Consider the following 6,883-nt stretch of genomic DNA (forward strand, 5'->3'; position numbering starts at 1 on the left):
GAACTTTATGTCCCGGACTCACTCCCAGCTTGCTTTGCTTGTAGAATTTCCTAGTGAAATCCTCTTTGTTGGGGCCCCTGACTAGAACTGAGAAAAGGTTGATTTAAGCGCCTTCTCAGTTCAGTCAGCTACTGCGAATTTGCTAAATAGCATTATTATATTATTTATATCCCAGACTGTTTTTATGATTTATTTATATCTAATAAGGCATACTGTTGAATCAACTTCTTATGTTGAGGATATAAATGCATTAATGTCTCTTGTGTAAACAATTCAAAGTGATTAAATTCAAATGCTGGTTGACACATACAACCTACCAAACTGTATCCTTCTCTGTCTATTAAACTTGAAGCAAAAATTGTATCTTTAGGTACCTTATACTGAAGTACTTGTCCTTCTTCAATTGCAAGTCCTAATTGAACACTTTCATAGTCGCCATCAGGTGTAATCATATGAATCGTTAATGATTCACCTGCATGGTAGTACCATACTTCATCTGCGTCGATCCGATGAAAATGAGAAATATCACCTGTCTTCAGTAAGAAATAAATACTACTAAAAGGCGCACGTTGTGTTTCGTCCGTTGATTCTCGAATGGTTTCCTTGAAATAACCACCTTCTGGATGAGGCGTAAGATCAAGTTGTTTAATCCAATCATCTGCGTGTTTTTTCATTATTTTAAGTCCACATTGTGGAAGACATTTTGAACATCTTCAAGATCTTCGAGTGCATCAATTAATTTCTCAAATGTTGCTTGGTCATCTTCCGATAATTCAATATCAGTTTGTGGTAACATTTCGAATTCAGCAACTTTAAAATCTTCTACGCCTGTTTCACGTAACGCATCTTGAACTTGAGCAAATTGGTCCGGTTCCGCATAGACAATTGTAAGATCTCCATCTTCAATAACATCTCTAACATCGACATCTTGTTCCATTAATGCCTCTAAAACGTCATCTGCTGACTTACCTTCAATTCCGAATGTCGCAGTATGATCAAACATATAAGCAACTGAACCTGATACGCCCATATTACCGCCATTTTTACCGAAAGCTGCTCTAACATCTGAAGCCGTACGGTTTACATTATTTGTTAAGGCATCTACGATAAGCATTGAACCACTTGGTCCGAACCCTTCATAACGTAAGTGGTCGAAATTTTCATCACCAGCACCTTTAGCTTTGTCTATAGCTCTATCAATAATATGATTTGGTACTGAATAAGTCTTAGCTCTCTCAAGTACTAATCTCAACGCTTGATTAGATTCAGGATCTGGCTCACCAGATTTAGCTGCTACATAAATTTCTTTACCAAATTTTGCATATATTCTACTTGTATTTTTATCTTTTTGGGCCTTTTTTTCTTTAATATTGTTCCATTTACGTCCCATAATGTCATCTCGCTTTCATACTCAATAATCCTTATTATATAGCATTAACAAAGCATTGTCTAAAATGGAATCAATTTTATGATGAATCAAATTAAAAGAAAAAATACTGACAAAACGACTTTGTCAGCACTCTTTATTTAACATATTAAATTAAATATCTAAAAATTCTTCAACATCATTGAATAAAGCATCGAAATTTTTAATATTTTTTTCATCCATGTAGATAAAAATTTTTCTTTCATCTTCAGTGGATCGAACCTTACTTAATCTTTCCTTTTCTATAAGTCGTCGAATTGATACTAACAATTTGGTTCTACTTAACTCCAACTCACTAATTGCTATTTTTAGAAACTTTTGCATTAACATTTGATCATTAGCAATATATTCATGAGCAAGTTTTAGTAAAGCTAAATCATTTAATGTCAACTTATATTGTTTATCTATATACTCTGACAATGCTTTATACTGTTTATAGAATTCTAGCAATTTATTTAATTTGTCATTATTCAATGCTTCTTGCACCTCCAAATATAAGCAGACAACTTAATTACTATTATCCTTTATATTTGTAAGTATGTCCTATAACTTTGTTTAGAAATTTTTGTCTAATTTACTAACAAAGTTAAATATAGTTGTGTAAAACATTATTTATTATTTCGTGACTCTTTTAGAATCTTAACGACGTATAAAGCATTGTAATTGAGGTTAATTTGAAGTGGTTCTTTTTTGAAATTGTGTTCTACTAATTTTAATGTAGGATGAATGTGATAATCCATTTTTCTTAAAAAACGTTTCGACCATTTATATTTTTTCCTAATATGCTTTGAAATAAGATGATTAATATTGCCGTTGTAGTCATCAATGAGCTGAATCTTAACTAAATACGTATCCTTTAACGCGTCATCGTTAAAATCAATAAACACGTCTGTTTGGTCATAATTGACTTGCAATGATTCATTCTCTAACACGCGCCAATCATAGATGAAAATCGTATAGTGCGCTTCATCATCAATTAAGATGTAGTTTTCATTAAATAATTTAGGTTTCGTACTAATTTCAAGCAACTGATCCACTATTGTGCCTAAAATGGATTTAAATCCATTTTCGTCGAATATGTGCAGCGCATTAAATTGTCTATTATGATGCTTGAAATCGAAGCCAATGCCATTAAAGTAAGAAGCTGTTCTTACAAATGTTTCTATTAATAAAGGTGCGCTATTATTCAAATCATTATATTTACTATTTAAAAATTTATGATTTTCAAAATTTAAAAATATTATCTTCTGATTCTCTAAATCAATTTGTTTTAGAATTTGTCGGATATTTTGATAGCGTACTATATTTTTAACTAATAAGTGCTCATTTTGTTCAATTAGATATGGCATTTTCAGTTGTGCATTATCAATATATAAAAATTTAAAATTAATACGTTTGATTTGTGATTCTAGCGTTTTAAACAAGACTGGGTCATTTAACAATTTACTTATTTCTAAACCGAATGAAAATTGTTGGGTCTTATGCTGTATCTTTAAAATGACGCGATAGATAGATTTTAAATTTAACTCCTCTAAATCAAATACAAGCTCTAATTTATGATTACCAGTCGTAGGCAGTTGATGTTCTCTGAAGTAGTCTGCTACGTCCTCATAATTTGACTCTAAAAAATCTGTTAACCCTAAATCTTCTAATCTAAAGACCACATTTAACCCATTACGAATAATATATTCAAATAAGCGTTGTCTCTCATTCTTAGTCATTTGATCTTTAATATCACGCATATCTACATTAAGGTAAAACTTCAATGTTGTTTTGCCAAAAGACAATGGTCGCGCAAAATCTTGAAGAAAAAGTAACCTGATTTCTTCAATTGTATTAACTTGAATGACTAAATAATATGGATTGACAACCGAACCAACCGTTGAATCTGCATAAATTTTATATTCATCATGTTGGTTATAATATTGTTGCTTCGTTTTAATCAAATGTCGTATATCCTTCAAGCTAGTATCATTCAATGATTCATAATCCATGTAAATTGTTTTGTTGAATTTATCACAGTATCGGTATTCATTAGGAGTCATGCCGACATGGTTTTTAAAGGATTTTGAATAACTTGAGGCATTACTAAAACCTACTTTTTCACTTATGAGACTGATTGTATTTTCCGTAGTTAACAACCATTCAAATGAATTTGCAATTTTCAGAGTATCGACATAGGTTTTAAAGCCCATATTTAACAATTGGTTAAATTGTGCTGAAAGATTGGATTTAGAAGTGAATAATTGTGATGCAATACCAGTTAATGTTATTTTCTTATTAATATTTTGATTAATATATTCTAGTACATCGCTTAACTCTCCGTAATAAGAAAAGTTATATTGATGATTAGCAATCATCTTTTCAATTGCCCCTTCTTTCCCAATAATATCGACAATAGAAGTGATGTGTGTCGTATCATCAGAAATGGCGTCAACATTTAAAGCGTTTAGTGCTATATGTAGTAACAAACGTTTGATTGCGCTGGTTGATTTTACTAAATTAGTCGAATATTTATAATTAAAAAATTCAAAACCTCGATCTCTAAACCAGTCACTAGTGATGTATAGCATCAGTGTTTTTTTATTTTCTATAATTGAAAAAATATCTGTGTTATTGATGACGTAAATATCATTTTCGACGCTAACAGTTTTAGTAAAGTGCTGAAGTTTAAGTTGACCTTCAATTGGAAACAACAGAATAATACCGTCTTGGCAACGTGTCATTTTGTATTCATGTTTAGTCAATATATGAACATAGGTATTAGCCATTGATTAACCTCTTTCTTATTCATGATCGTCTTTCTAAATGTTGTACTATTTCTTCTTTTGGTATCTTAGCACTATCACAGTGATTAAATGTAAATTTATCACAACATGATAAACAAATCAAAAATACATTTTTTATAAATTAATTACTTTTTATTATTTATTTAAATTATGAATTTGATAAAAAAGATGCCTCGTTATTGCTCAATAATTCAATCAAGTATTTAGTAATGCGACCAATCATACAATTACTAAACAAATTAAAATCATTAAATACAATACGAAGACATCTCAAATGTATAGTTTCTCATTATATGTGTTTTTATTTAATTTTTAAAGCGATTTGCAAGTCTTAATACATCTTTTATAATATTTAATAAATTGATAAATAGATTAAAACCCATTTCCCTCGGTGAGAAATTCCCTTGTTTCATACGATTGAAATCATACAAGGTATACAGTAAGAATAATATTAAACCTACCACTGTGATAACGGTATGATATATCGGATTATTGATGAACATACCAATTAATCCAGCAATAATTAACGCAATTAATGCGACAAATAAATATTTACCAATACTTGAGGCATCATTGATTATAAAATAGCCCAAAATACCGAAAACAATGAACGCTCCAATTGCCAATAGGACATTTTTATAAAAGACCTCTGGCCCTAAATTTTGCATATAAGTTGTAAACGTAGCGTATGATAAAAGACCCACAAGTATGGCGTAAATATGCGAAATGATCAATCCATATTTACGTGCCCGTTGAATAAATAATGTTGCTAATATTAATACAAATAGTGCTATGGATAAAGGACGTCTCCATTCCATAGGTAAATACTGTCCAAAGTAACATCCAATTCCAAATATAATCCAATAATACATAAAATAGAGCCATACTTTACCATAAGCATGTGATTGATCTTTCTCTTGATGCTTCCGATTCACATGTTGTGCATTATTGTACGTCTGAGACATATTTTAAATCTCTCCTTATTAACTATCCCTTTTTCAATTCGATTGTATCGCATTCTAATTACTTTTCAAAAATAAATCATTTACGATTGATATGTTTTCTACAATTACATTACTAATAATCATTAATTTAAGTACAAAAAATATACGTTACAATTAAGTTTAATACAACCTTAAAGCCTGCTGTTAAGCCATTTTGAGCTAAATTTACTTAAATTAGTTGTTCTAACATCTCATCAAAATATTACAATTTACTTAATTTTAAAAATGAAATCAATGAGCAAATGTTAGCTGAATCCTATCATATCAACGGATTGGACGGTTTTACACAATCAATGACAAATATTAACAATGTTACAAGATAATAACAACGCCCACAGTGTGTCACATTTTTGATAGTATGAATACGTGATATATGTGAATGAATATATAAGGTAATGAATAGTTTAGGAATAAATTAATTAAAAATATAATGAATTTTCTCAAGGAGGACATTTAGTTGAAAAAGTTAGCAGTCGCAGCTTCTGTCGCAACCGGAGCAGTTGCAGTATTATCAAACCATAATGCTGAAGCATCAACACAACATACTGTAAAATCCGGCGAGTCGCTATGGAGCATCGCTAGTAAATATAATACATCTGTAGATAGTATTAAGAAGAGTAACAACCTTTCTAACAATATGATTTTCCCTGGCCAAGTTATTACTATTGGGGGCAGCAGTAATAGCGCTAATAATGCCAGTTCAAACGCAACAACTTCTTCATCATATTACACAGTAAAATCTGGCGATTCTTTATATGCAATTGCTAGTAAGAATGGTGTATCGGTCAATGCATTAATGAAGGCCAATAACTTATCAGGTTATTTAATAACACCAAATCAACAATTAAAAATACCAAATGGTTCAGCAAATACACCTACTGAAACAAATCCGAATACAACGAATAACGGTGGCGGAAATGGCGGTTATGCTAGCCCATCATTCAATCACCAAAACTTATATACTGCTGGTCAATGTACATGGTATGTATTCGACCGTCGTGCGCAAGCCGGTAAATCAATTAGTACCTATTGGTCTGATGCTAAATATTGGGCAGGCAACGCAGCAGCAGATGGTTACACAGTAGATCATAATGCAACTGTTGGTTCAATTATGCAATCAACTACAGGCTACTATGGACATGTGGCTTATGTTGAACGTGTTAATGCAGATGGTAGCATCTTAATTTCAGAAATGAATTATGCTAATGGTCCATATAACACAAATACAAGAACAATTCCTGCATCTGTAGTTTCAAGCTACAATTTCATTCACTAAATAATATAATAATGCTATCTTGTGGATGGTCACCCTATCAAAGAGAACTTCATCAAGAAATTCTACAAGCCAAGTAAGCTAGGAGTGGAACAGCGTTTTAAAATTCTGTTCCACTCCTTTTGTGTTCTATAAAAAATACATGGCAACAGCACACCACTGTATTAATTTGATTTGACTACCTATAACTGTTATTTAGGTTTGATATCCTATCAAAATAGCCACATGCTTAGATTGTCATTACTAACTTAATTCATCTAAATGATTTAGCATATAAGTAAGACACTTTAAAATGAACATTCAGTTAAGCAATACTTTAAAGAATGTCTTTATAACCAAATCCCCCTCCCCATCTCAGGACGTACATAAAAAGGCTTTACGTCAAATCGGA

The 6,883-nt window shown here is 31.2% G+C and carries 6 protein-coding genes; 1 reads left to right on the forward strand and 5 read right to left on the reverse strand.

What is annotated here, in order from left to right; translation table 11 throughout:
- Positions 1-182 precede the first annotated feature (182 nt).
- The 5 genes from KA858_RS06370 to KA858_RS06390 all read right to left on the reverse strand — a co-directional run bounded on the left by KA858_RS06370 (position 183) and on the right by KA858_RS06390 (position 5,180).
- Entirely contained in the window at positions 183-674 is a 492-nt protein-coding gene (locus KA858_RS06370) for a cupin domain-containing protein (RefSeq protein WP_210135268.1), read from the reverse strand.
- Positions 674-1,390, reverse strand: a complete 717-nt coding sequence (locus KA858_RS06375; RefSeq protein ID WP_053030638.1) for a YebC/PmpR family DNA-binding transcriptional regulator — start codon at positions 1,388-1,390, stop codon at positions 674-676. The genes KA858_RS06370 and KA858_RS06375 overlap by 1 nt, the downstream gene beginning before the upstream one ends.
- Positions 1,391-1,540: 150 nt before the next feature.
- Entirely contained in the window at positions 1,541-1,900 is a 360-nt protein-coding gene (locus KA858_RS06380) for a transcriptional regulator, SarA/Rot family (protein ID WP_053030640.1), read from the reverse strand.
- Between the two features lie 134 nt (positions 1,901-2,034).
- Complete coding sequence (locus KA858_RS06385; RefSeq protein WP_210135269.1) at positions 2,035-4,197, reverse strand: helix-turn-helix transcriptional regulator; 2,163 nt, start codon at positions 4,195-4,197, stop codon at positions 2,035-2,037.
- Between the two features lie 323 nt (positions 4,198-4,520).
- Positions 4,521-5,180 (reverse strand): Bax inhibitor-1/YccA family protein, encoded by a 660-nt coding sequence (locus KA858_RS06390; protein ID WP_210135270.1) that lies wholly within the window; start codon positions 5,178-5,180, stop codon positions 4,521-4,523.
- A gap of 496 nt (positions 5,181-5,676) precedes the next feature.
- Between KA858_RS06390 and KA858_RS06395 the strand changes: the two genes are divergently transcribed.
- Entirely contained in the window at positions 5,677-6,495 is an 819-nt protein-coding gene (locus KA858_RS06395) for a LysM peptidoglycan-binding domain-containing protein (RefSeq protein WP_210135271.1), read from the forward strand.
- Positions 6,496-6,883 lie beyond the last annotated feature (388 nt).

The organism is Staphylococcus sp. GDX8P80P (assembly GCF_017893095.1).
GTDB classification, from domain to species: domain Bacteria; phylum Bacillota; class Bacilli; order Staphylococcales; family Staphylococcaceae; genus Staphylococcus; species Staphylococcus borealis.

What these genes read in the sequence shown, in the direction of transcription:
- KA858_RS06385 (WP_210135269.1), bottom strand. Translation starts at nt 4,197, where the DNA reads ATGGCTAATACCTATGTTCATATATTGACTAAACATGAATACAAAATG.
- KA858_RS06390 (WP_210135270.1), bottom strand. Translation starts at nt 5,180, where the DNA reads ATGTCTCAGACGTACAATAATGCACAACATGTGAATCGGAAGCATCAA.
- KA858_RS06375 (WP_053030638.1), bottom strand. Translation starts at nt 1,390, where the DNA reads ATGGGACGTAAATGGAACAATATTAAAGAAAAAAAGGCCCAAAAAGAT.
- KA858_RS06370 (WP_210135268.1), bottom strand. Translation starts at nt 674, where the DNA reads ATGAAAAAACACGCAGATGATTGGATTAAACAACTTGATCTTACGCCT.